The organism is Salinicola peritrichatus (genome assembly GCF_003206715.1).
Taxonomy (GTDB): Bacteria; Pseudomonadota; Gammaproteobacteria; order Pseudomonadales; family Halomonadaceae; genus Salinicola; species Salinicola peritrichatus.
This window is the reverse complement of record NZ_PZJU01000059.1, coordinates 23,658-48,189: the sequence shown is the minus strand read 5'-3', so window position 1 is coordinate 48,189 and position 24,532 is coordinate 23,658. Positions and strand designations below refer to the sequence as shown.

The 24,532-nt window shown below is 60.8% G+C and carries 23 protein-coding genes; 9 read left to right on the top strand and 14 right to left on the bottom strand.

Features of this window, described 5'->3' with window-relative positions; all coding sequences use genetic code 11:
* Positions 1–599, bottom strand: a 599-nt coding sequence (locus tag DOM57_RS18895; protein WP_275425989.1) for a rhodanese-like domain-containing protein, incomplete at its 3' end; no start/stop codon positions are given.
* A gap of 550 nt (positions 600–1,149) precedes the next feature.
* Between DOM57_RS18895 and ssuC the strand changes: the two genes are divergently transcribed.
* The 6 genes from ssuC to DOM57_RS18865 all read left to right on the top strand — a co-directional run bounded on the left by ssuC (position 1,150) and on the right by DOM57_RS18865 (position 6,927).
* On the top strand, positions 1,150–1,938 hold the full coding sequence (gene ssuC, locus DOM57_RS18890) for an aliphatic sulfonate ABC transporter permease SsuC (protein ID WP_110650730.1): 789 nt from the start codon (positions 1,150–1,152) through the stop codon (positions 1,936–1,938).
* On the top strand, positions 1,935–2,798 hold the full coding sequence (locus DOM57_RS18885) for an ATP-binding cassette domain-containing protein (RefSeq protein ID WP_110650729.1): 864 nt from the start codon (positions 1,935–1,937) through the stop codon (positions 2,796–2,798). Before ssuC ends, DOM57_RS18885 begins: the two co-directional genes overlap by 4 nt.
* Positions 2,795–3,412 carry a cysteine dioxygenase family protein gene (locus DOM57_RS18880; protein ID WP_110650728.1) on the top strand — a complete coding sequence of 206 codons (618 nt, stop codon included), beginning with the start codon at positions 2,795–2,797 and terminating at the stop codon, positions 3,410–3,412. The genes DOM57_RS18885 and DOM57_RS18880 overlap by 4 nt, the downstream gene beginning before the upstream one ends.
* Positions 3,413–3,505: 93 nt before the next feature.
* Entirely contained in the window at positions 3,506–4,477 is a 972-nt protein-coding gene (locus DOM57_RS18875) for an aliphatic sulfonate ABC transporter substrate-binding protein (protein WP_110650727.1), read from the top strand.
* 2 nt (positions 4,478–4,479) lie between these two features.
* A complete protein-coding gene (gene ssuD / locus DOM57_RS18870; RefSeq protein ID WP_110650726.1) occupies positions 4,480–5,658 on the top strand; it encodes an FMNH2-dependent alkanesulfonate monooxygenase in 1,179 nt (392 codons plus the stop codon).
* Positions 5,659–5,910: 252 nt separating this feature from the next.
* Positions 5,911–6,927, top strand: a complete 1,017-nt coding sequence (locus DOM57_RS18865; protein WP_204353037.1) for a sulfonate ABC transporter substrate-binding protein — start codon at positions 5,911–5,913, stop codon at positions 6,925–6,927.
* 129 nt (positions 6,928–7,056) lie between these two features.
* Here DOM57_RS18865 and DOM57_RS18860 read toward each other — a convergent pair whose 3' ends face one another.
* Genes DOM57_RS18860 through DOM57_RS18845 form a run of 4 tightly spaced genes read right to left on the bottom strand, consistent with a single transcriptional unit; the run spans position 7,057 to position 10,706 of the window.
* Entirely contained in the window at positions 7,057–7,890 is an 834-nt protein-coding gene (locus DOM57_RS18860; RefSeq protein ID WP_110650725.1) for a hypothetical protein, read from the bottom strand.
* Positions 7,891–7,926: 36 nt separating this feature from the next.
* Positions 7,927–8,808, bottom strand: coding sequence for an ABC transporter permease (locus DOM57_RS18855; protein ID WP_204353036.1), 882 nt, complete (start codon positions 8,806–8,808; stop codon positions 7,927–7,929).
* Positions 8,805–9,623: an ABC transporter ATP-binding protein gene (locus tag DOM57_RS18850; RefSeq protein ID WP_204353035.1), complete on the bottom strand. Its 819-nt coding sequence runs from the start codon at positions 9,621–9,623 to the stop codon at positions 8,805–8,807. The genes DOM57_RS18855 and DOM57_RS18850 overlap by 4 nt, the downstream gene beginning before the upstream one ends.
* Complete coding sequence (locus tag DOM57_RS18845) at positions 9,624–10,706, bottom strand: ABC transporter substrate-binding protein (RefSeq protein ID WP_239496323.1); 1,083 nt, start codon at positions 10,704–10,706, stop codon at positions 9,624–9,626.
* A 206-nt stretch (positions 10,707–10,912) separates the two neighbouring features.
* Here DOM57_RS18845 and DOM57_RS18840 point away from each other — a divergent pair, with 206 nt between their 5' ends.
* Entirely contained in the window at positions 10,913–11,845 is a 933-nt protein-coding gene (locus DOM57_RS18840; RefSeq protein WP_110650723.1) for a TauD/TfdA dioxygenase family protein, read from the top strand.
* Positions 11,846–11,936: 91 nt separating this feature from the next.
* Here DOM57_RS18840 and DOM57_RS18835 read toward each other — a convergent pair whose 3' ends face one another.
* The 3 genes from DOM57_RS18835 to DOM57_RS18825 form a co-directional block, all read right to left on the bottom strand.
* Positions 11,937–13,442 (bottom strand): phospholipase D family protein, encoded by a 1,506-nt coding sequence (locus DOM57_RS18835; RefSeq protein WP_239496322.1) that lies wholly within the window; start codon positions 13,440–13,442, stop codon positions 11,937–11,939.
* Between the two features lie 319 nt (positions 13,443–13,761).
* On the bottom strand, positions 13,762–14,619 hold the full coding sequence (fghA, locus tag DOM57_RS18830; protein ID WP_110650721.1) for an S-formylglutathione hydrolase: 858 nt from the start codon (positions 14,617–14,619) through the stop codon (positions 13,762–13,764).
* Positions 14,620–14,767: 148 nt separating this feature from the next.
* Positions 14,768–15,877, bottom strand: coding sequence for an S-(hydroxymethyl)glutathione dehydrogenase/class III alcohol dehydrogenase (locus DOM57_RS18825; protein ID WP_110650735.1), 1,110 nt, complete (start codon positions 15,875–15,877; stop codon positions 14,768–14,770).
* A 192-nt stretch (positions 15,878–16,069) separates the two neighbouring features.
* Between DOM57_RS18825 and DOM57_RS18820 the strand changes: the two genes are divergently transcribed.
* Positions 16,070–16,957, top strand: coding sequence for a LysR substrate-binding domain-containing protein (locus tag DOM57_RS18820; RefSeq protein WP_110650720.1), 888 nt, complete (start codon positions 16,070–16,072; stop codon positions 16,955–16,957).
* A gap of 21 nt (positions 16,958–16,978) precedes the next feature.
* On the opposite strand, the gene DOM57_RS18815 is transcribed toward DOM57_RS18820, so the two are convergent.
* Both DOM57_RS18815 and DOM57_RS18810 read right to left on the bottom strand, forming a co-directional pair.
* Entirely contained in the window at positions 16,979–17,713 is a 735-nt protein-coding gene (locus DOM57_RS18815; protein ID WP_110650719.1) for a Crp/Fnr family transcriptional regulator, read from the bottom strand.
* 105 nt (positions 17,714–17,818) lie between these two features.
* Positions 17,819–19,198, bottom strand: coding sequence for an L-serine ammonia-lyase (locus tag DOM57_RS18810; protein ID WP_110650718.1), 1,380 nt, complete (start codon positions 19,196–19,198; stop codon positions 17,819–17,821).
* A gap of 153 nt (positions 19,199–19,351) precedes the next feature.
* On the opposite strand from DOM57_RS18810, the gene DOM57_RS18805 reads away from it, so the two are divergent.
* Positions 19,352–20,302, top strand: a complete 951-nt coding sequence (locus tag DOM57_RS18805; protein ID WP_110650717.1) for a LysR substrate-binding domain-containing protein — start codon at positions 19,352–19,354, stop codon at positions 20,300–20,302.
* 4 nt (positions 20,303–20,306) lie between these two features.
* On the opposite strand, the gene DOM57_RS18800 is transcribed toward DOM57_RS18805, so the two are convergent.
* The 4 genes from DOM57_RS18800 to DOM57_RS18785 form a co-directional block, all read right to left on the bottom strand.
* The gene (locus DOM57_RS18800) at positions 20,307–21,494 is read right to left on the bottom strand and encodes a CaiB/BaiF CoA transferase family protein (protein WP_110650716.1); all 1,188 of its coding nucleotides are present in this window, start codon (positions 21,492–21,494) and stop codon (positions 20,307–20,309) included.
* Positions 21,495–21,754: 260 nt separating this feature from the next.
* Positions 21,755–22,543 (bottom strand): enoyl-CoA hydratase/isomerase family protein, encoded by a 789-nt coding sequence (locus tag DOM57_RS18795; protein WP_110650715.1) that lies wholly within the window; start codon positions 22,541–22,543, stop codon positions 21,755–21,757.
* A 43-nt stretch (positions 22,544–22,586) separates the two neighbouring features.
* On the bottom strand, positions 22,587–23,873 hold the full coding sequence (locus tag DOM57_RS18790) for a TRAP transporter large permease (protein WP_204353034.1): 1,287 nt from the start codon (positions 23,871–23,873) through the stop codon (positions 22,587–22,589).
* On the bottom strand, positions 23,870–24,451 hold the full coding sequence (locus tag DOM57_RS18785) for a TRAP transporter small permease (protein WP_239496321.1): 582 nt from the start codon (positions 24,449–24,451) through the stop codon (positions 23,870–23,872). The genes DOM57_RS18790 and DOM57_RS18785 overlap by 4 nt, the downstream gene beginning before the upstream one ends.
* Positions 24,452–24,532: the final 81 nt, after the last annotated feature.

Here is a 24,532-nt window from a genome sequence, read left to right as displayed (position 1 = left end):
TGTCGAACTCGGGTGCTACGCGTGCGGCCGGCACAGTTGACGATCACCCGAGTTTCGGGATCGGGCACCAAGTCGTCGACCCTGAGCGTCAGTTCGGCACCCGGCACGCTCACGCCTCCCGGGATGCTCATGGTGTGATACTCATCGAAACGCCGGGCATCGAGGATCGCGATGTTTTCTCCCTCATCGATCAACCGCTTGACCTCGGCCGATAACGATTGCGTTCCTTGTTGATGCTCCACCAGTTCACCGAAGGCCTTGCTCGGGGCATTAACATCGCGGAACAACTCGCCTCCTGCTTCACGCCATCCCGCCACCCCACCCGCCAATATCGCGACGTTCCGATACCCAAAGTCGCGTAGTTTTCGCACCGCTCGCTCGGCCAACCCTTCGCCATCGTCGTAGAGAGTGATAGGCGTCTCCGATCGGGGAATACGCGCGTAGATGTCGAGTTCCAGTCGCGACAAGGGGATATTCACCGCAAACAACGGATGCCCCTCGGCATAGCTGGCTTCCTCGCGAACATCGATCAATGCCAGTTCCTGCTTGTCGAGCAAAGCCTGGCGAATCTGATGATAATGGCGTACGGGGTAAGACATGGAATAGAGCTCCTGAAAACAAGGCCGACTTATGACGCCTTTTTATTTTTATTAAATGACATATGACAATAACCAAGAAAAATTCATGACTCATCACCTATCGACCTTAACAAAGGCTCAACCAAATCATCTGCAAATATTTAGTATAAATTTATTTGGATTTCGATATTGATACTCTAAAAAATTCACTTTATTCAGCAGGGTAATAAGTTAATCGACAAAATGTCGGAGCCAGTAGCAACGGATGGCCGATCTACGCTACTCCTCCAGATTTTTTTCGAAAGTCCTCGATGCCATAAAATATTCAGCAGCATTCTTCACTGGCGAAATTTTCGACGTGGGACTGAGAAGTCTATACCACCATTCATCCCTGACATAGCCAGAATGACTTTGAATAAATACTGAATTACTTTTCATGAATTGCTATTTAGATCTAAAACCATCCGCTGTATATCCAATTCTTTATTTCTCATTTAGCCGGCGCTACCGGACGCTGTTATTTTTCCTCGAGCCTTCACGACATCATGACTCTGCATCGAGGAACACGCAGATGGTTTCGATCAATCGACGCACGCTGGATAGCGCCCTCCCCTGGCTTGTCCCAATCGCCATAGTGCTCATCTGGCAACTGGCGGTATCCTCCGGTTGGATCTCCAGCCGTGTCATGCCCGCCCCTTCCGCCGTCATCGAGGCAGGCTGGAGTCTCACCAAGAGCGGTGAGCTCATCCATCATCTCCTCATCAGCTTCCAGCGGGCAGCATTGGGGTTTCTCATTGGTGGTGGCATCGGCCTCATCCTCGGATTGATCAGCGGTCTCTCGTACTGGGGAGAAAAATTGCTCGATAGCACAGTGCAAATGATCAGGAACATTCCGCATCTGGCGCTGATTCCCCTGGTCATTCTGTGGTTTGGAATCGATGAGACGGCGAAGATATTTCTGGTCGTACTGGGCACGGCCTTCCCGATCTACCTCAATACTTTCCACGGTATCCGCAGCATCGATGCCAACCTCATGGAAATGGCCCGCAGCTACGGTCTATCCGGTTGGTCCCTATTCACCAACGTGGTTCTTCCCGGTGCCATGCCATCCATCCTCGTCGGCGTTCGCTACTCCTTGGGCTTGATGTGGTTGACTCTGATCGTCGCTGAAACGATTTCCGCCAATTCAGGGATCGGCTATCTGGCCATGAACGCACGCGAGTTTTTGCAGACCGATGTCGTGGTACTTGCCATCGTGCTCTACGCCATTCTCGGCAAACTCGCCGACGAGGCCGCGCGTTTCCTCGAACGCCGTTGGCTGCGCTGGAACCCCGCCTACTCTCAGGGAGCCGCCACATGAACGCCTACAGCGCGACGCGAGATCGTTTCCAAGCCACTGATGTTGCCATCGAGTCTTACCATCCACGTCGTCAGACAGAGAAGAACAACGCCACCACACTGGACCTTACCGATGTCGGCAAGCGCTTCGGCGAGCTCCAAGTTCTGCAAGGAATCGATCTGCATGTGCCCGCCGGACAGTTCGTCGCCATCGTGGGACGCAGTGGTTGCGGCAAGAGCACGCTGCTGCGGATGCTGGCCGGGCTCGAATCGGTCTCCAGCGGCAACATTGCCGCCGCAGGCATACGACTCGGCACGCACTCGGCCGATACGCGCCTGATGTTCCAGGATGCCCGGTTGTTGCCCTGGAAGAGTGTGCTGCACAACGTTGGCCTGGGCCTCAAAGGGGATTGGAAACCCCGTGCGCTGGATGCGCTTCGGGAAGTGGGACTGGCTGACAAGGCGAATGTCTGGCCGGCACAGCTATCGGGCGGCCAGAAACAGCGCGTGGCCCTGGCCAGGGCGCTGATTCATCAGCCCAGGCTTCTGTTACTCGACGAGCCCCTCGGCGCCTTGGATGCGCTGACGCGTCTCGAGATGCAGAGCCTGATCGAGCGGCTATGGCAGCAACACGGCTTCACGGTGCTGCTGGTGACCCACGACGTGCCGGAAGCGGTGCAATTGGCCGATCGCGTCATCGTGCTCGAGCAGGGTCACGTCGGCATGGATATCGAGGTTCCTCTCCCCCGGCCGCGCGAACCCTCTTCACCCGGCGTTTCCGAAATCGAGACGCGAGTGTTGCGCCGGGTACTGGGGAAGCCCGCGCCCGGTGACGAAACGACCGTCGATATTCCTCGCACGGCGACGGCGGGCGTGAAATGACCCCGATCCATACCCCCACTGCCGAGCACGTCGAAGCACGGTATTCTCGAATCGCACCGCTGACGGACTTCGTCCGCCATGCGACATCGATCGTCGAGCTCGAATCGAACGACACCGGGCGTGTTCGGCGCCTGGCACCGCTGCTATCGCGACTCATCGAACATGATGACTGGTTGCCGGATACATTCTCGCGCCCCCACCCGGAGCATTATCAGCAATATCTGCTCCACTGCGATCCGCTGGAGCGATTCTCGGTCGTCAGCTTCGTTTGGGGTCCCGGGCAAAAGACACCGATTCACGACCATACCGTCTGGGGTTTGATCGGCATGCTTCGAGGCAGCGAAATATCGACGCCTTATCGACTCGTCGACGGTGAATTGACACCGGGCGAGGCGGTTCGGTTGATGCCCGGTGACGTCGAAACGTTGTTGCCGGAACGTGGAGACATCCATCGGGTCGAGAATGCCTTTCGTGATCGCGTCTCCATTAGCGTGCACGTTTACGGTGCCAATATCGGCAAGGTGGAAAGACATGTCTTCGAGACTGGCTCGGGGAGCACGAAGACTTTCGTCTCCGGTTTTTCCGCCTCGGTCACCCCCAATCTCTGGGAATGACAGCCGTCATGTATCCCGAGTTCCCGTATCGCCCGGACAGCGTTTCGAATCCCTCTTCATTCCGACGACAATCCTCGAGAGGTTATCGCCCCCATGCGCGTTTCATTCCGGTCACTACTGGCCGGCCTTGTTGCCATTACCTTGACCACTACGGCGGTCTCCAGCCAGGCCGACGACGACACCGTCCGCATCGGCTACCAGCGTTCGTCCACCTTGATGGGGCTGATACGCGATAGCGGCGTGCTCGATGAGCGCCTCGCCGAGCAGGGCGTGGAGATCGACTGGCATGAGTTCACCAGTGGACTACCGATGCTGGAAGCGCTCAATCTCGGCGATCTCGATCTGAGCGCGGACGTGGCCGATACCGTGCCCATCTTCGCCCAGGCGGCCAACGCCGATCTGACGTTCTATGCCACTGAAACGCCCTCCCCGGCCGGCCAGGCGATGATCGTCCATGCCGACAGCGACATCGAGAACGTCGCCGATCTCAAGGGCAAGCGAGTGACGGTGACACGCGGTGCCGGCAACCACTACCTGCTGCTCGCCGCTCTCGACCGAGCGGGCCTGACGCTGGACGACATCCAGGTCGCCTATCTCACGCCGTCGGATGCCCGTGCCGCATTCGTGCAGCATAACGTGGATGCCTGGATCCCCTGGGAGCCCTATCTCTCCACGGCACGCGCCCAGGACGAGACCCGTACCATCGTGGACGGCAGCGACGGACTGGCAAGCTATACCCGTTTCTACCTTGCCTCTACTCCCTACGCCGAGTCCCATCCGGAAGTCGTGGCGACCGTCTATCGCACGTTGAAAGAGACCGGTGATTGGGTTCGCGCACACCGAAGCGAAGCGGCACAACGCCTGAGTCCGATCTGGGGCGGCATCGAGCCGCAAATCATCGAAGCGGCGCTCGGCAATCGCAGTTATCAGGTCGAACCGGTCACGCCGGCACAATTCGACGAGCAGCAGCGCATCGCCGATGCGTTTCTTGACGCCGGCATACTGCCGCGCGAGGTCGATACCCGCAATGCGCACATCTACGCCCCCTCGGGCGAGGAGCAATGATCATGCCTACACCTGCGAATACGACAGAGTCCAAGCTCAAGGTGCTCTGGTTCCTCCCGACCCATGGCGATGGCCATTATCTCGGCACCTCGAAAGGCGGTCGTAATGTCGACATCAACTATCTACGCCAGATTGCCCAATCCGCCGATCAGTTGGGCTACCACGGGGTGCTGCTGCCGACAGGCCGCAGCTGCGAGGACTCCTGGGTGGTTGCCTCGGCCCTCGCACCGTTGACGCAACGCCTGCGTTTTCTGGTCGCGGTCAGACCGGGACTGCAATCTCCCGCAGTCGCCGCCCGCATGACGGCAACGCTCGATCGCATCTCCGGTGGCCGTCTGCTGATCAACGTCGTCACCGGAGGCGATCCCGTCGAAAACAAAGGCGATGGTATCTTTCTCGATCACGACGAGCGCTACGAGGTGACCCGTGAGTTCCTCGACGTCTACCAGCGCCTTCTCGCCGGAGAAACCGTCAATCACAGCGGCAAGCATCTACGTATCGAGGATGGCAAGCTCATCTTCCAGCCACTGACGCCCAACGGCCCGCCGCTTTACTTCGGCGGCTCATCGGCATCGGCGATCGATGTGGCGGCCACCACCATCGACAAGTACCTGACCTGGGGCGAACCACCGGCGCAAGTCGCCGAAAAGATCGCCACCGTCCGCGAAGCGGCAGCCAAGGCGGGCCGCGAAGTCACGTTCGGCATTCGCCTGCATGTCATCGTCAGGGAAACCGACGAAGAAGCCTGGCGCGCGGCCGATAGATTGATCGAACATCTCGATGACGAGACGATCGCCGCCGCCCAAAAGGTATTCTCGCGCATGGACTCCGTTGGCCAGTCGCGCATGGCCGAACTGCACCGTGGCGATCGCAGCAAGCTGGAGATCAGCCCCAACCTGTGGGCCGGCGTGGGCCTGGTACGAGGCGGCGCCGGCACCGCACTGGTCGGCAGTCCCGAAACGGTTGCCGCTCGGATGCGAGAATATCAGCAACTCGGTATCGACACCTTCATCATGTCGGGCTATCCGCATCTGGAAGAAGCTTGGCGATTCGGCGAATCCGTGTTGCCGCTGCTGCCGTTGGAGACGCAGGTCGATACTCAGGATATCGTCGCGAACATGGGTCCCTTCGGGGAGACCATCGCCAATATGGAGCGCCCCAAAGAGGCCTCTTCTGGCTAGACTTTGTACGAGAACTATCTGCATGCATCGACTTTTTTCACACCCTTGATGGAAAACGGCGGTATGCCGGATACCTAAAAGACAAACGTGACGGGCGATGTTTTTTTGGCTGCCTCGGCAGCCTTTTTTTGTCCTTACGACGAATTGTTCTTGCGATGAATAAGGATGTTGCATCAAATGATTTCACTCCGGCACCGGGACACCTTACGGTCAATCTCCCGAACATGACCTGGCGATCCCAAGGAGTCGATGATGACCCGACATCAAACACAAAAATCCGACGACCATTACCATCCAACTGCTGCCATGAAACTCATGAACTCATTATTGAAATCCTTTGTTACCGCGAGCATCGTCATCGCTGTGACCAGCGAGATCGCCGTCGCAGAAGACAAGCCTGAAAGCGTGCAGATCGGCTTTCAGAAAGCCAGCATTCTCACTCTGCTGAAGGCTAGAGGCACCCTGGATGAGGCATTGAAAGCGCGCGGGATCGACGTACAGTGGATCGAGTTTCCCGCTGGCCCTCAAATGCTCGAGGCCTTGAATCTCGGTAGCATCGATTTCGCGACGGTGGGTGACGCTCCCCCTATCTTCGCCCAAGCCGCCAAGGCGGATCTCGTCTATGTGTCGAGAACCCCCGCCAATCCAAAAACGGAAGCGATCCTGGTACCCAAAGACTCGTCGATTCATTCGCTGAAGGACCTGGAAGGTAAATCCGTGGCGCTCAACAAGGGCTCCGACGTGAATTACCTGTTGGCAATCGCCCTGCAATCAGCTGGATTGGAATACTCGGATATCACACCCCGCTATCTCAAACCGGCCGATGCCCGTGCCGCGTTCCAACAAGGCTCGGTGGACGCTTGGGTCATCTGGGACCCGTACTATGCGGAGGCGGAAACGAATGCCGACGCTCGGCTTCTGTCGGACGCGACGGACTTGGTACCGCATTATAGTTTTTATCTTTCGAGTCGAAATTTCGCCGAGGAGTATCCCTCGATCATCGATCTTTTCAATCAACAGATCGATGACGTCAGCCAATGGACTACGTCCCATCCCGATGAGGCGGCCCAGATTCTCTCCCAGGCAACGGATCTCTCGGTACCGATCTGGAAGCGGTCCATAGAACGGACGAACTATGCGCTGGAACCCGTCACCGACGACATTCTGGCCGAGCAACAAACACTCGCGGATACTTTTTATTCCATCGGGCTGATACCGACCCAGGTCGATGCGAGCAGCGCCAAGTGGGAAAACGCCAGCGAACAGTAGCATTCATTCGACGCATCATCCTGCCACCAGGTCGAGGGATCGCGAGAATTGCGGCAACCGCCAGGCAACGACATAGGCCCCGCCAAAAAACGACCGACGGGGCCGGCCTCCCTCTGGCTAGACCAGGACTTAAACCAACGGCGCCTCGGTAATGACGCGCTCGATCCACTCACCGCTGACGAAATCCGGTTCGAAACGAGAGACTCGTCCAAGATCTCCCGGCTCATTGAGACCCGGCCACCATACCTCCAGCCCGCCACGCTTGGCATGGCGGGTCCACTCATCGAGCCTCGGAAAGCTCAGATTGCCTTCCCGGGCATTCGCCAAGGCATCGGACCCCGGCGAGACCCAACGTACACCGTGCTCATATAGCAAATGCCAGTCTCGCTCTGGCGTATCGGTGGCAACATCCGCCGCCAATAACGGATAGCCGCGCCGATGAAAGCTCTCGGCCGCATGGCGGGCGTGAGCATGATTGAGCAGCGCCTCCCCCTGAAGACGCAGAATGACCCGGTCCGGCGACATGCCTAGTCGCGCCAGCAAGCCTTCGTAGACTGCCCCATGAGAATCCTCGACGGCCTGGATATGGCGCCAATGCACGTCGACGATCAGGCGCTGCTTGGCTTCGGGATCGGCGCCGAGATGATTGAGTGCGTGGAGGACGCGTTGGAAACGATCGACGAAGACCACATCTTCCCGATCCCAGGCGAGAAAGTAGAGGGAATCGGCGATCAAGCGATCGCCAGTGGCGTCGCGAATCTCCGTATACGCCTCCCTGGCTTCGTGATCGAGACGGTTGAGGGAGTAAACGGTCCGTTGCCCAGGATGCAGTTGGCGATCGAGCAGCGTCCCCCATACGGCCCCACCCTGGTAATGAAAGCGTGCGTGATCGGACAGTGTCGATCGCGGATTGAAACTGTCGAGATGACGATTGAAGTAATCGATGACTTGAGTGAGCGGCATATGACGTTCTCCTGCAAATGAATCGGTAACAACGCTTCAGCCAGGGTTCTGCATCCCCCATCGACGCACGGTCATCTTTTCCAAGCTCTCGAAGACCAGATTCTCGGCCAACAAACCGATGAGAATGACGACGGCCAGACCCGCGAAGACGTTGTCGGTGTAGAGTTCGTTGCGGTTCTGGAAGATGTACCACCCCAGACCGCCACCGCCGGAAGACGCACCAAACACCAACTCGGCGGCAATCAGGGTCCGCCACGCAAAAGCCCAGCCAATTTTCAGCCCCGACAGAATCGACGGCAGCGCAGCGGGTATCAGCAGCAGGAACACGTAACGCAACCCGCGCAGACCATAGTTGCGTCCTGCCATCTTCAGCGTCTCGGAGACGCTCAGGAACCCGGCATGTATGTTGACCGCCATGGCCCACAGCACCGAGTGGATCAACACGAAGATAAGGCTCCCTTCCCCCAGGCCAAACCACAGGAGCGCCAGCGGCAGCAGCGCTATCGCCGGCAAGGGGCTGAACATCGATGTCAAGGTTCCAAGCAGATCACGCCCCAGGCGCGTCGAGACCGCCAGGGCCGTCAACGCCAGGGCACCCAAGGCCCCCAATGCGTAACCCTTGATCAGCACTGACAAGGAATTGGCCACTTTCGACGGCAAGGAGCCATCGAGCATGCCGGCCCCTAGCGCTCGCGCCGTATCCACGGCGCTCGGCAGCATCAACGGATTGTCCTGATAACGTGCCAGGATTTCCCATAACACGACCAGCACCAGCAGAATCATCCCCTTGCGAATGGCGGCACTGTCCCACAAGCGCTGCAAAATGGAACGGGGATGGATCAGTTCCCGCTCGTCCACGGGCGCCAGTTCGAAATAACGATCCTCACGTGACGTCGCACGTCCTGAGTTCTGCATCATATCGGTGTCTCGAACAGTAAACGGTGGATGCGCTGACCACGCTCCTGCGTCGCCGGACTCCCCAGGCTCTTCAGCGTATCGCCACTACAGTCGAGTTCCGCACGGACTCGCCCGGGATGCGGCGACAGCAGAAGCACCCGGTTTCCCACGATCTGGGCCTCCTCGATCGAGTGGGTGACGAAGAGCAGGGTCGATGACGTCTGGTCGCACAGCGCCAGAAGCTCCTCTTGCATCCTGCGTCGCGTCAGCGCATCCAGGGCAGCGAACGGCTCATCCATCAACAGAATCTTTGGCTCCATCGCCAGCGCCCGGGCAATCGCAACCCGCTGCTTCATGCCACCGGAGAGCGTGTGAGGATGGGCATCGGCGAATTGTCTCAACCCTACTTTCTCCAGCGTCAACAGAGCCCGCTCGATAGCCTCCCGGCGATCGAGACGCCGGGCGATCCGCAGCGGAAAAGTGACGTTCTGCAGCACGCTTTTCCATGGCATGAGCTGTTCGAAATCCTGGAACACCACCAGCCGATCCGGGCCAGGTCCACGAATGGATTCTCCGTCGAGCCGGATCTCTCCCGCGGCCGGTTTCAAGAATCCGGCCACGGCCTTGAGCAGGGTCGACTTGCCGCATCCGGACGGTCCAAGCAACACGAAGCGATCCGCCGGAAGAACATCGAAGCTGACCGACTGCGTCGCACGCACTCGCTGGCGCGGCGTCACATAGTCGATAGTCACTCCATCGACGGCGAGCCGGGGGATCAGAGTATCCTTCACGACATCGACGCCATGCACTTTCAACGGCTCGGCCAAGGTCTCCACTCAACTGCCCTCCCAGCGAGACGCATCCTCGATGAAGTAGTCCTGCCAACTCGTCGGCTCATGTCGGATCGCTCCCACCTGATGAAGAAACGTCGCCAGGGGATAGGTATTGCGGGGGATGGGCGTATAACGAATGTCGGGATCTTCAATGATCGACTGGAGCGTCGCCACATCGAGTTTCGAGTTCGTCACTCGGCGATAAATTTCAGCGGATTCCCGAGGATGTTCACTGATGAAATGGTCGGCTTCCTCCAGCGCCGCGAGGAACACCCGATATACCTCCGGCCGATCCTGATAGAAACGGCTCGTCGCGTAGATCAGCGTCGGCGTAAGCGGCCCCCCGACGATATCGTAGGAACTCAGGACGCGGTGTACGTCGGGATCCTGAAGCTCCTGGTATTGATAGGGAATATTGGAGAAGTGAGCCGTGATTTCCGTACCGCCGGATACCAGCGCCGCAGTCGCATCGGGATGCGGGAGTGACACGGTCAGGTCGTCGAGCCGATCGTATTGATCCTCGCCATGGATCTTCGCCACCGCCATTTGCAAAAGCCGCGACTGGACCGAAACCGTGACCGCGGGAACGGCAATTTTGTCTCCGGGACCAAAATCCTCGAGCGTCTTGACATCGGGGTCGTTGGTCACCAAGTCATTGGGAAACTCTCCCAGAGCCGCAAGCGCCCTCACGTCCAGACTGCCATAGGTACGATCCCAGGCAGTCAGCAGCGGCCCGACACCCGCACTGGCGATATCGATGCTATCAGACAACAGTGCACTATTGACATTGGCGCCTCCGGAAAGCTGCACCCAGTCGACATCGAGGTCGATGCCCGCCGCTTGCGCTTTCTCTTCGAGCAGGCCCTGGTCGCGGATGACATGAAGAGGCAGGTAGACGAGCCCATACTGCTCGGCGATTCTTAGCGTCTCCGCACCGGCCTCCTGGCTTTTGGCCATGCCGAGCACGCCAACGGCAAGCGCGACCGTCAGAACCGAATTTCGAAAAAACACTGAATTTCGCAGAAACATAGCACGGTGATGCAATGTCATCCTGGTCATCCTCATGCCATCGCTCAAGGAAATCATGGGGATGTCCCCAATTCATACATGTGGCCACGGTACGCAAGCACGATCGCCACCACCAATCAGAGTTTTGGCATTGCTAATCGGAAATACCGTTAAGAAGAACTCGTGCTTTTCTTCTCTGGAAAAGAGATTTAACAACCGGATTCGACTGATCGAACATATCGACCATCATCTTCCCGTACGATCTTCTCGCAAGGAGTTTCGCGATGGCCTACAAGACGTTGGACGTCCGGCCCGCTTCCGGCCACATCGGTGCCGAGATCGTCGGCCTGGATTTATCGAAATCGCTCTCTGCTCCGCAGTGGGACGAACTCAAGCGGGCCTTTCATGATCATCAGGTACTGTTCTTCCACGATCAGCACCTGACCCGCGATCAGCACATCGCGCTGGGGCGACGCTTCGGCGAGCTACACATTCATCCCATGACGCCTGGGCCCGAGGGCTATCCGGAGATTTTCCCGATTCATGCCGATGCCGGTTCCTCGGACGACGTGCGCGAGATTCGCCAGGGTAAACGGCGTGCCGTCAACGGCAACCACTGGCACTCCGATGTTTCCTGCGACGAGGAGCCGCCACTGGGCAGCCTGCTCTATTTGCGGGAAGTTCCTCCGGTCGGGGGAGATACGCTGTTCGCCAGTGGCTACGCGGCATTCGAGGCACTTTCTCCAGCCATGCAGCAATTCCTGTCGGGGCTACGGGCAAGGCATTCGGGAGAGGAGAACTACAAGTTTCGCTATGCCGGCTTGAAAGCACAGGATCGCAGCGCATTCGGTTTTTCCAACGACAGGGAGTATCCGGAAGCGATCCACCCGGTCGTGCGCACGCATCCTGAAACCGGACGCCAGGCGCTGTTCGTCAATCCCGGCTTCACCGCCGAGATCGTCGACCTCTCTCCGGAAGAGAGCCGCGCCGTACTCGATTTTCTCTATCGCCATCAAACGACGCCGGAATTCACGGTGCGGTTCCGCTGGCAGCCGAACTCGCTGGCACTGTGGGACAACCGCTGCGTGCTGCATCGAGCGATCTACGATTACGCTGGTCAGACACGCAGCGGCGAACGAGTCACCGTGAAAGGCGACAGACCTTTTCACTCAGCCACGAATTCGCAATGGTCGCCTGCCGATGTCGTCTGCGGTTGAGACGCTGAAACTCGGGGCCGAGATTCGTCATGACGTATTCGATATCAACGGTCTGGTGCTGTCCAACACCTCGAGCCCGCCTCGAGCCATGTTACAACAGCCACTCCACCGGCAATTTGGAGACGAACCACACCAGGCCGCGTTGCCACCAGTGTGAATTCGGCTCCTGAGTCAAGCGTCGTGTCGAATCGCCTTCCCGGGTTTCCCAGACCAATCGTCCATCCGGCGACAACTCGACATGGTAGGCCATTTGCGGCACGCGCTGGTCGAACGCCTCGCGAATCCTTGTGGCCAGGTCCGGATCATCGATGATGAATCCCTGCTCGGTATTGAGTCTGGCCGAACGCGGATCGAAGTTGAACGATCCGATGAAGACACGCCGATCGTCGATCGTAAACGTCTTGGCATGGAGGCTGGAGCCGGAACTACCCAAGGGACCGGCATTCCCGCCCGCCGTCGAGGTCGTCATCTTGAGTTCGTAGAGGTCGACACCCGCTTCCAGCAACGCCCGACGCTGGCGGACATAGCCGGCGTGAACCGCAAGCACGTCCGTCGCCGCCAGCGAGTTGGTCAATACCTGGCTCGCAACACCTCGCTTCGCCAGTTCGCGAAATGCCCGCGTACCGGCCTCGGTGGGGACGAAATAGGGCGATACCAGGCTGAACGCCTCGCTGCTGTCGCCAATGATGTCCTGAAGGTGCGAGGTCAGTAGATCCGCATCATCGGCCTTGCCCAGTCCTTTGGCAGGATCGTCGCTCAGCATGCGGACTCGCGACCAGCGTAGTTCCAACTCGCCTTGGGCCAGACTGTGAATCAGGTCGGTCTCCCGCAGCGCCGCCATATAGCTGGTCGCCCGGGGTTCGCGCTCGATTTTTTCCGCGCGCTGCGACAGTTCGACCAGTTTCCCTGTGCCTGCCGGATCGAGTAGACCGGCAACGGGATAGGCGGACTCGCTGGCCCAGTAGAGATCGAAATCCCGCGAAACGTCAGGTACCACGGCTCCCACCGCCATCACGTCGAGATCCGCGAACAGCACGCCGTCGGTAGCGCCAAAGTACTCATCACCGATATTGCGCCCTCCGATGATCGCGGCCTGGTTATCGGCGATAAAGGATTTGTTGTGCATGCGTCGATTGGCGCGTGAGAAATCGGTGACATAACCGAGCCATTTGGCACGGCGGTAGCGGAACGGGTTGAACAGCCGTACCTCGACATTGGGGTGAGAATCCAAGGCCGCCAGCGTCTCGTCCATGCCGCTGATGCCGTTGTCGTCCAGCAGCAGACGCACTCGAACCCCACGGTCTGCAGCGGTATGCAACGCTTCGAGCAACAGCGTCCCGGTCAGGTCGGGATGCCAGATATAGTATTGAATATCGAGAGTCCGCTCTGCCGTCTGGGCAAGGAGCATGCGCGAGGCAAAGGCTTCCCGGGGCTCAGGCAAGGGGCGAATGCCGCTGAGGCCGGAGTCTGCCTGGCGCAGGTACGGCAAGATGGCCCGGCCCAGCCACGTCTCCGCCGTCGCCTCCGGGGGTACGGCCCGGGATTCGGAGCGCTCTTCCAGGGAAGGCAACTCCTGGCACCCCATGATCAAGCTCATCACTACGCTCCCCATCAGCCAACGACCCATTCGTCCCCCGCCGCGGGAGGAACGGATAGTGCGAGTTCCATGTCGTGCCATTATCAGCGATCGATCCAAGTCAGCCCCATCAACCCCATGAGGTTGGTGAAGGTGGTGTCGGCCTTCAGAACGGCGGGCGCCCCCTGGTTCAGAGGGTGTTTACAAGCGTGAGGGTACCATCGTTGACGCGACGATGGGGGCGGTCGCGCCCTCCACCGGCTTCCTGGAGCCAATCCAGGCGTGCCGGGGCCTGTCAGTCATCATGGCCCGTCTGTCGGGCCATGATCTCGTCTGCCGCTCAGCGCTTGGCGTAGAGCCTTTCGGCGTGATAGCGCAGGTGCTCGTCGATGAAGCTGGCGATGAAGAAGTAGCTGTGGTCGTAGCCGGGGTGGCGACGCAATGTCAGCGGGTGATCATGCTCTTTGCACACAGCCTCCAGCCGCTCCGGCTTGAGCTGCTCGTCGAGAAAGTTGTCCGCCTCGCCCTGATCGATGAACAGCGGCTGACGCGACGAGCCCTTGGCCACCAGCTCGCAGGCGTCGTACTGGGTGCGTAGGCCGACGTCGTCGCCGAGATAGTTCTCGAACGCCTTCCGGCCCCAGGGCACCTGCGTCGGGTTGACGATCGGCGCGAACGCCGAGACCGCGGCATAGCGTCCCGGCTGACGCAGCGCCAGCACCAGCGCGCCGTGCCCGCCCATCGAATGTCCGCTGATCGACTCGCGACCGTTGACCGGGAAGTGCAGCCGCACCACCGAGGGCAATTCCTCGGTGACGTAGTCGTACATCCGGTAGTGACGCGACCACGGCTCGCGCTTGGCGTTCAGATAGAAACCGGCGCCGGAACCGAAGTCGTAGCTGTCGTGCTCGCCGGGAAGATCCAGACCGCGCGGGCTGGTATCCGGACAGACGATCGCCAGGCCGAGTTCGGCGGCCATGCGCTGGGCGCCGGCCTTCTGCATGAAGTTCTCGTCGTTGCAGGTCAGCCCCGACAACCACCACATCAGCGGCACCCGCCCCTCCTCGGCCTGCGGCGGGAGGTAGATCGCGAAGATCATGTCGCAATCCAGCGCCCGCGAGCGATGCTTGTAGCGCTTGACCCAGCCTCCGAAGCTCTTGGTGGCCGAGACCAGTTCCAGCTGCTCGCTCATCGACATGGCTCTCTCCTTCTCGTTAAGCGCCCCGGAACCGACGCCAGAAGTCTATGCGCCCCGAAACCGGCGCCTGAAATGCTCTATATGCGTCACGCAACCAACGCTCTCGCTTTTGATCTTCGCCCTTGGCTCGTAGCTCGTAGCTCGTAGCTCAATAATGCAATACGGTACGGATGCTCTTGCCCGCATGCAGCAGTTCGAAGGCTTCGTTGATCTGGTCGAACGGCATGTCGTGAGTCACGAATTCGTCGATCTTGATCTCGCCATCCATGTAGCGCTGCACGTAACCCGGCAGTTCGGTACGCCCCTTGACCCCACCGAAGGCAGAGCCTTTCCAGACGCGACCGGTGACCAGCTGGAACGGGCGGGTGGAAATCTCTTCGCCCGCACCGGCGACCCCAATGATGATCGACTCGCCCCAGCCTTTGTGGCAGCACTCCAGCGCCGAGCGCATCACGTTGACGTTGCCGATGCACTCGAAGGAGTAGTCGACGCCGCCATCGGTGAGATCGACGATGACCTGCTGGATCGGGTCGCTGTAGTCCTTCGGGTTGACGAACTCGGTGGCACCGAACTGGCGCGCCAGTTCGAACTTGTCCGGATTGACGTCGATGGCGATGATGCGCGAGGCCTTGGCCATCTGCGCGCCCTGGATCACCGCCAGGCCGATCGCGCCGAGACCGAACACGGCGACGGTGGCACCCGGCTCCACCTTGGCGGTATTGAGCACCGCGCCGATACCGGTGGTGACACCGCAGCCGAGCAGGCAGATCTTGTCCAGCGGCGCTTCCTTCGACACCTTGGCCAGCGAGACTTCCGGCAGCACGGTGTACTCGGAGAAGGTCGAAGTCCCCATGTAATGATGCAGCGCCTTGCCATCCTTGGAGAAACGGGTGGTGCCGTCCGGCATCAGCCCCTTGCCCTGGGTCGCACGCACCGCGCCGCACAGGTTGGTCTTGCCGGAAAGGCAGAACTTGCACTTGCCGCACTCGGCGGTATAGAGCGGAATGACATGGTCGCCCGGCTGCAGGCCGGTCACGCCCTCGCCCACTTCCTCGACGATACCGGCGCCCTCGTGGCCCAGAATCGAGGGAAACAACCCTTCCGGATCCTTGCCGGAGAGCGTGTAGGCATCGGTATGGCAGACGCTGGTGGCGACGATTCGTACCAGCACTTCACCGGCCTTGGGGCCTTCGACGTCGATCTCTTCGAGCGAAAGCGGCTTGCCTGCTTCCCAGGCCACGGCGGCACGCGATTTCATCATCTGGTCTCCTTGGGGATTGCTGGCCGCTCGCCACGCGAGCGTGACATGGCGGCTGGTTTTGGTTCAGTCTAGGCGCTCCCCGTCAGGCAATAAAGCAGGCGTCCGACACATGATTATTGCCATGCAGCAAAAATCGCTGCCGTCGAGATCGATGCCGCTGAAATCGGTTTCTTCGAAAAGAGGTCAATGATGTCGCGCTGGGATGGTATCGAGGCTTTCGTCGCCGTAGTCCGGCTGGGCACCTTCTCGCGAGCGGCGGCGGCGCTCAAGGTCTCCAGCTCGCACGTCAGCCGCCTCGTCAGCCAGCTGGAACAGCAACTCGGCACGCCGCTGCTCTACCGCACCACCCGCCAGATCCGGCTCACCGACAGCGGCGCGGTCTATTACGAGCATTGCCGCTCGTTGCTCGACGGCTTTCGCGAGGCCGAAGCGGCACTCAACGAACTGCAGTCGCAACCCCGGGGGCGCCTGGCGATCAGCTGCGCCACGACCTTCGGCGAGCGCTATATCGCGCCACTGGTCAACGAGTTCCATTGCCGCTACCCGCAGCTCGATGTGCGGCTGCACTTCACCAACCGCACCGTGGCGTTGATCGACGAAGGATTCGACATCGCCATCCGCATGGGCGTGCTGAAGGATTCCAGCCTGCTGGCACGCCGCCTGTGCGACCGGCGCGAATACGTGGTCGGTTCGCCGGCCTATTTCCAGCGTCTGCCGGCGCCCCACAGCCTGTCCGAGCTGGCCCACCACAACTGCCTGGTCGGCTCGCGGGACAGCTGGCTGTTTCAGGTCGACGGCCAACGACGGGAAATCCGGGTTTCCGGCAACTGGCGCGGCAATTCCGGTCCGGCACTATTGGATGCCGCCAGCAAGGGAATCGGCCTGGCACAGTTGCCGGATTACTACGTCGAAACGGCGATCGCCCGCGGCGAGTTGACGGCGGTGCTCGACCGCTACCAGTTCACCGATACTGCGGTATGGGCCGTCTATCCGCGCCACCGCCAGCTCTCGCCCAAGATTCGCCTGCTGGTGGACTTCCTCGCCGAACGCTTGCCGGCGACGATCGCCGCGTGGTGAGCGTGCCGCCGGCCACCGGATTCAGTGATTGAAGAAGTGGTCGACGCCGTCGTTGAGATAGGCATCGCCGAACTCCGCCTCCCGCGCCAGCGCATCGGGGTCCGGCAACTCGATGCGCTGGCGCGAGCGCAACACCAGTCCTTCCTCGCGGAAGGCGGTCAGCGTGCGGCTGACATGCACCGAGGAGAGTCCCAGGGCATCGCCGAGGTGTTGCTGCGAGAGAGGCAGGCGGATACTGTTGCCCTGGCGGGAGCTGGTGCGCTCCAGACGCACGTACATCTCGTAGATCAGATGGGCAAGGCGCTGGCGGGCGCTGCGTCGCGCGAGATTGACCAGGCGCTCGGTGAGCAGCGCCTGCTGGTGGGAAGCGATGGCGAAGAAGATCGTCGACAGCTTGAGCGATTCGCGGAAGACATTGACCAGACGGCGGTGAGGAAAATGACATACCACGCCGTCTTCCAGCATGGCGACACCGGTCAGACGTTCCCTGAAGGCGAATTCCCGCAGGCCGATGATGTCGCCGGGCAGGTAGATTTCGAGAATCTGGCGCGAGCCATCTTCCATGTGCCGAAACGAATAAGCCCAGCCCTTGCTCAAGGTGCAGAATTCCCGCGCGGGGTCCCCCTCCTGCCACAGCACGTGGTCGCCCTTGACCTCCGTAGGGCTCTGCTCCAGGTCCGCCAGCAACGACTCGTCATTCTTGGATAGTTCACCGTAATGCTTGAAGTGACGGATGATACAGCTGTCTTCGCTCATTTCCCTTGCCCTATCGTCCTGATGCGAATGCGTCGTGGCACCGATTAAGGAAATCGATATTGGCACAGCTTTTGAGCGCTGTCGTTATCCGCGGTAATGGTAGCCTCAGCATTCGATGGTGTTGACCGCCAACCCGCCGCGCGAGGTCTCCTTGTATTTGTCCTGCATGTCGCGCCCGGTGTCGCGCATGGTGCGAATCACCTTGTCGAGCGAGACGAAATGCTCGCCGTCACCGCGCAGCGCCATCTGTGCGGCATTGATCGCTTTCATCGAGGCGATCGCGTTGCGTTCGATGCAAGGCACCTGCACCAGGCCGGCGACCGGATCGCAGGTCAGCCCCAGGTTGTGTTCCAGACCGATTTCAGCGGCATTTTCCACCTGCGCCGGCGTGCCGCCCAGCAACTCCGCAAGACCGGCCGCCGCCATCGCGCAGGCCGAGCCCACTTCCCCCTGACAGCCGACCTCGGCGCCGGAGATCGAGGCGTTGGTCTTGCACAAGATCCCGATCGCGCCCGCCGTCAGCAAGAAGCGCACCACGTCCTTCTCGCAGGCCGCCGGTTCGAACTTCATGTAATAGTGCAGGACCGCCGGCACGATGCCCGCCGCGCCATTGGTGGGCGCCGTGACCATGCGCCGGCCGGCGGCGTTTTCCTCGTTGACCGCCAGGGCGAAGAGATTGACCCAATCCATCGCCGAGAAGGTGCTGGCGATCAGCCCCCGGTTGCCGTCCAGTGCCTGCAGATGGCGATATAACGACGGTGCCCGGCGGCGCACATTGAGTCCACCGGGCAGCACGCCGTGCTGGTCGAGCCCGCTGTCGACACACGCCTTCATCGCCTGCCAGATCCGCCACAGGCCGGCACGAATCTCCGCTTCGCTGCGCCAGGCTTGCTCGTTGGCGAGCATTACGTCGCTGATGGAAAGCCTCTCACGACGGCAGATATCGAGCAGTTCGACGGCATTCTTGAACGGGTAAGGCAACTCGACCGTCGGTGTCGCGGCCTCGCCTTGGGCGGCCCGTTCGGCATCGACGACGAAGCCGCCGCCGACGGAATAATAGGTGTTGGCATGGACCACGCCGTGGTCGTCGAAGGCTTCGAGGCGTAGCGCGTTGGCGTGGTAGTCGAGACTTTCGTCGCACCACGCGATGTCCCGCGCGACATCGAACGCCACCGCATGGACATCGGCAAGCCGCAACTGGCCGTCCCGCTCCAGCGCCGCCAGCTTCAACGCCAGTTCGTCGGGATCGACCGAGACCGGCCGCTCACCCATCAACCCGCCGAGCACGGCACGATCGGTATTGTGGCCCTTCCCGGTGGCGCTGAGGGAACCGTACAGCGTGACGGAAACCCGCGTCACGGCACCCAGCAGCTCCCGCTCGCGCAGTGACATGACGAAGTCGTACGCGGCCTGCATCGGCCCGACGGTGTGCGAACTGGACGGGCCGATGCCGATCTTGAATAGGTCGAACACACTGAGAGTCATGGCTCACCTCCATTCACGCTTCACGCTGTCGCTGACGAATCACCAGGAGTCGCTCTGTGAACAGGTGCTTGATGTAGTTTGACTTCAGTGTGCTGGGCGGTTACACCAGCCTCAATCGATTATATCTGCCAAGCGTTTTAGCCTGACTAAATCATGGTCCAATCACTCAATGCCCAGACCCATGCCTGGCTGAAGGTATTCGCGGTAAGCGCACGCCACCTTTCCTTCACGCGCGCGGCGGAAGAGCTTCACGTCACCACCGGCGCCGTCAGCCAGCAGATCAAACAGTTGGAGGAGCGTCTCGGGTTTCGTCTGTTCCGACGCCTGCCGCGTCAGTTGGCGCTCACCGAAGAGGGGCAACGTCTGGCCGACGTGGTCGCCCAGGCCTACGACGCGGTAGGAATGGAAGTCGACCGCCTGCGTGGCGGGGTCATGAGCGGTGTGCTGCGGCTGCGCTGCCTGCCCTCGTTCCTGGCCAAATGGCTGATGCCGCGATTGCCGCGCCTGCAGGCGCGGTTCCCCGATATCGAACTGCACTTGAGCGCCGAGGACAGCAATCTGTCGCTGCTCGATGGCGGCTTCGACCTGGCGATCGATCTCAACGACGGCCACTATCCCGGCCTGCAGACGACGGCGCTGATCGACGAGGAGATCTTCGCCGTCTGCTCACCGCAACTGCTGCGCCGGCGCCCGCCGCTCACGCACCCGGACGCACTGGGCTATTACCCCTTGCTGCACGATGTCACCGCCTGGCGCGGCAGCCATGATTACGCCGAATGGGAACATTACCTGCAGGCGATCGGCGGCGAGCGGGTCAATGTCCGTCGCGGCTATACCTTCAACCGCAACCAGCTCACGGTGGAAGCGGCAATCGCCGGCATGGGCGTGGCGATCGCCCGGCGCACCCTGATCGGCAATGAACTGGAGAGCGGCCGCCTGATCGCCCCCTTTGCCGGCTCGGTGGCTACCGGCAAGCGTTATGGCCTGGTCTATCAGCAGGGCGCGCTGGACGATCGCCGCGTCCAGGCGCTTCACGACTGGCTGGTGGAGGAGGCGCGGCGCTCGCTCGAGGTGGCGGCGCCGCAGGCGGCCGGGGATGAATGACGGCTCAACGGACGACACCGCGCTCGCGTAGCTCGGTCAGCTGCTCCCCCGCGACGCCCAGGGTCGCCAGCACCTCTTCGGTATGCTGGGCGAATATCGGCGCCGGCCGGCGAATCTGCGGCGGCGTCTGCGACAACTTGCTGGCGAATCCGATGGTCTGCATGCGTCCAATGATCGGATGCTCGAATTCCTGCACCATGCCCCGCTCGCGATAGTGAGGATCGTCCATCGCCTGGGCGAAATCGTTGATCGGCCCCGCCGGCACCCCGGCCTCGTCGCAGAGCGCCAGCCAGTGATCCATGTCCTGGCCGCCGAAAATCTCCTCGAGCAGGGTTTCCAGCGCCTCGACGTTACGGCCACGGTCGCTGTTGGTGACGAAGCGCGGATCCCGGGTCAGTTCCGGCCGCTCGAGCACGTCGTTGCACAGCCGTTCCCAGGTGCGCTGGTTGGCACAGCCGAGCATGATGTAGCCGTCCCTGACCTTGATCGCCTGATACGGCGCCGAGACGCGGTGGCGCCAACCCGTCGGTTGCGGCACCCGCCCCTCGGCGAAATAGGCCGCCGCTTCCCAGGTGAACCAGGGCAGACCGCATTCGGCGATCGCCACGTCGACCAGTTGCCCTTCGCCGCTCTTCTGCTTGTGGATATAGGCCGCCAGAATCGAGTAGATGGCGGTGATGCCGGCGCCGATGTCGTAGACGGCGACCCCGGTCTTCAACGGCCGGCGTCCCGGCTCGCCGGTCATCGACATCAATCCGGTCATCCCCTGGGCGACCAGATCGAAGCCGCCCTTGCGGCGGTAGGGTCCGGTCTGGCCGTAGCCCGAGATCGAGCAGTAGATGAGCCCCGGATTGAGTGCCTTGAGGGTGTCATAGTCGATCTTGAGCGACTGGGTCACGCCGGGGCGGTAATTCTCGACCACCACATCGGCATCGCGTGCCAATCGATAGAACAGCTCCAGCCCCTCGGGCTCCTTGAGGTTCAGCGAAATACTGCGTTTGTTGCGGTTGATCTGGGCGAAGCAGGTCGATTCGTCATTGACGTAGGGCCCCATCTGGCGGCTGTCGTCGCCCCCATTGGTCTTCTCGACCTTGATCACGTCGGCTCCCATGTCGCCGAGCACCATGGTGCAATACGGACCGGCCATGATCTGCGAGATATCGAGCACCTTCATGCCTTCCAGCGGTAACATGCGTGTCTCCTTACAGTCGTCGAGTCATCGGTTTTTCGAGACGCACCTTCCCTGTCACGCGCATACGAGGCGCGTGCTCTAATGCCAATAGATCCGGTGCGGCTATTTATTAAGGAGACACTGATTTATGTCGCGAGCGATGAGAGGTTGGTCGCCGCCGGAGCGCAAGAACCGGAGTTTACGCGGTGTTAAATGAGGATTCTGAGCACCGCCGGCGATCAAGATATCGAGCGCAGCAATAAATCAGCGTCTCCCTGGAGTCAGCGGCCCTGCCAGGTGTAGGGCGTCTTATCGACGAACCGCCGCACCGCGCCGCGGAAATCCTCGCTGGTGTAGCACTGGGCGATCAGGTCGTCCGCGGCATCATGAGCCGGCCGTCGCGCGTCGAGAATCCGGTTGATAGCGGTCTTGGCGGCCCGCATCGTCAACGGCGCATGCCCGGCCAGGCGCTCCGCCAGGGTTCTTGCCCGCTCGTCGAGTGCCGGACTCTCGACCACCTCGTCGACCAGGCCGATGGAGGCAGCCTCCTCGGCCTCGATCATGCGGGCGAGCATCAGCACGCGCTTGGTCCGCGCCACGCCGATCAGGTCGATCAGGCGCGCCACGTTGGTGATCGACAGGCAATTGCCGAGCGTCCTGGCGATGGGAATACCGAACTTGAAATCCGCGTTGGCATAGCGGAAATCGCAGGCCAGCGCGATGGCTGCGCCACCACCGACACAGTAGCCGTCGATCAGCGCCACGGTGGGTGTGGCCAGGCGCTCGAGACCGCCGATGACCCGGTCGATACGGCGTTCGTAGTCGATCCCGTCCTCGGGCCTGGCGAAGCCGACGAACTGCTTGATGTCGGTGCCGGCGACGAAAGCCTCGCCGCCCTCCCCGCGAAAGGCGATCAGCTTGACCTCGTCGTCCGCGTCGAACCGCTGGCTGGCCTGGGTCATGGTTTCGTACATGTGCCAGGTCATGGCGTTGCGTGCCTGCGGCCGATTGAACCGAATCCAGCCGATAGCGCCTTCCTTGCTGCAGATAATCTCGTCGTTCTGGGTCATGACGCCGGGTCTCCCTCGTCGAATTTCGAATCGATTTTCGCTATCAGCTGCCGTAGATCAGATGCACCAGGAGCAGCGCGAAATCGGGGACATAAGTGTTGAACAACAGCACGACGAACAGCACCCCAAGGAACCACAGATTGGTATGCGTGGTACGCCAGATATCGGCCTTGGCGATCGAGCAGGACGCGATGAGCACGCTGGCCACCGGTGGCGTCTGCTGACCGATGGCCAGATTGAGGGTGACGATCAGCCCGAAGTGCAACGGATCGATGCCGACTTCCGTGATCAGCGGCAGCACGATCGGCACGACCAGAATGATCGCCGCCGCCGAGTGCAGGAACACGCCCAGGATCAGGAAGATGATGTTGAGCAGCGCGAGAATGACGTACTTGTTGTCGGTCAGACCGCTGATCGAATTCGCCAGTTGCTGCGGCAGCTGCGACTCGGTGAGATAGAGCCCGACCAGTGCCGAGCTCGCCACCAGCAGCATCACCACCGCCGTCTGCACGCCGGCGTCGAGACACGCCTTCCACAGCGTCTTGAGCGTGAACTCGCGGTAGACCACGGCACTGATGAAGATCGCCACGACGACCGCCAGCGCCGCGCCTTCGGTGGCGGTGACGATACCGCCGAAGATGCCGCCGAGAATGATCACCGGGATCAACAGCGCCCAGATCGCCTCCTTGAAGGCTTTCCATACCCGGCTGGCCTGAAAGCGTCCTTCCGACGGGAAGTTGTGCTTGCGCGCCAGGAAATAGCAGACGATCGCCAGACCCAGCGCCCCCAGCAGGCCAGGAAAGATACCGGCGACGAACATCTTGACCACCGATTCGCCGGACATCACGGCATACAGGATCATCGGAATCGAAGGCGGCAGAATGATCGCCAGGCTGGCCGCGGAAGACGAGATCGCCGCCGCGAACTCCTTGGAGTAGCCGCGGTTCTTCATCGCCGGAATCAACAGGCTGCCCAGGGCGGAAACCCCAGCCACGGCGGAACCGGAGATCTCGGCGAAGAAGATCGACGAGCCGATGGTCACCATCGACAAGCCACCCTTGATGAACCCCACCAGCGACGAGGCGAAATCGATCAGGCGCCGCGAGATGCTCGACGCATTCATGATCGCGCCGGCCAGAATGAACAGCGGAATCGCGATCAGCGGAAAATTGGTCGCGCCTTCGAACATGGTCAGGCCGATGTTGGGCAATGCATAGCTGCCGTAGCTGCCATAGACGGCAACTGCGCCAACCAGTCCCAGGGCGATGGCGATCGGCACGTTGAGCACGATCAGCAGCAGCAGCCCGACGAACATTGCGGTCAGAATCATCGTACGGCACTCCTTGCCTCGAGTCGGTTGGCTGGATCGCTCTGGCTGGCAAGGTTCGGACTCAACCCCACTTCTTCCAGCTCATGATCGACGAAGCCCTCGCCTTTGGCCTGACGCATGACTTCCGGCAGACGCAGCAGCTCGGCGATGATAAACAGCACCGAAGCGATCGGCAGCGCCGACTGGGTCAATTGCAGCGAGACGCTCGGCAGGCTGATCAGCGTCGAGCCCTGCAGAATCTGGACGACCTGCCAGCCGGTGATGGTGAGCAGCACGAAAAAGGCGATGGTCACCAGTTCCCCCAGCAGCGCGACCGGCAGCCGCAATGCCGGCGGAAAGGCATTGACGATGCTGGGACAGGCGATGTGCGCGCCCTTGGCGGCAGCCAGCGCGGCGCCGTAGTAGGTCAGCCAGGCCAATCCGACCGAGGCGACCTCGTCATACCAGGTGAAGGGAGCCCCCACCAGCCGCGACAGAAAGCCAACGATCACGACGATCGCGAGCGCCAGCATATTGATGACGACGATGATTTCCAGTAAGCGACTGAAACCATCGCGCAAGGCATTGAAGGTTTTCACAGGCGGCTCCTGTCATTGACTACCGACGCCCCGCCCCGAGGGGACGAGGCGTCGGCACGTTCCTTAGAGAAACGCTGAATA